The sequence below is a fragment of the Streptomyces sp. NPDC127092 genome (assembly GCF_042722475.1).
Taxonomy (GTDB): domain Bacteria; phylum Actinomycetota; class Actinomycetes; order Streptomycetales; family Streptomycetaceae; genus Streptomyces.
In genome coordinates, this window is the sequence record NZ_JBHXFE010000281.1 from 736 (window position 1) to 1,288 (window position 553).

The 553-nt window shown below is 72.0% G+C and carries 1 protein-coding gene and 1 pseudogene; one reads left to right on the forward strand and one right to left on the reverse strand.

Annotated elements, in window-relative coordinates; all coding sequences use genetic code 11:
• Positions 1-426: hypothetical protein (locus tag ACFWJO_RS39675; protein ID WP_386873153.1), on the reverse strand; the 426-nt coding region annotated here is incomplete at its 3' end.
• Between the two features lie 13 nt (positions 427-439).
• On the opposite strand from ACFWJO_RS39675, the pseudogene ACFWJO_RS39680 reads away from it, so the two are divergent.
• Positions 440-553 (forward strand): annotated as a pseudogene (locus ACFWJO_RS39680) (ParB N-terminal domain-containing protein); the annotation flags it as partial.

A 553-nucleotide genomic window follows, 5' to 3' on the forward strand; every position in this document is an offset into this window, starting at 1 on the left:
GAAGAGCGGCCCGAAGGCTGCCGCGGCAGCGGAGGCCACCACGACATCGACGCGGAGCACCGCGACGGCCGAGACGCCAGGGGGGTCCAACGAGCCCGCCCCGTCGGCCTCGCAGCGGAAGACCGCGGGCCGAACGACACAGGCCGGGAAATCAACGGCTGCGACTGGCAGGAACGCCACGTCCGCCACGAAGGCAGGGCCCACCTCGTCGAAGCGTGCCTCGCGACCCGCGCAGCGTCCCGTCGACGTGTTCTTCTCCGCAGAGTCCGAGGATGCACCCGCGGCGCGGCCGACCAAGGGGCGTCCGGCCATGCCGACGGTGAAGGCGCCCAGCAAGCGTGCCACCTCCGCGACGTCGTCGAGGAAGGAACCGGGGGACTCGAGCGTTGAGTCCGCCGCGACCGAGGGGACCGTGTCCGCGGACATCGCGGTCCTGCGGGAGATCCCGGTGGGGGACATCCACCCCAACCCGCGGCAGCCGCGTGAGGTGTTCGACGAGGACCACATGGCGGAACTGGTCACCTCGATCCGCGAGGTCGGCATCCTGCAGCCG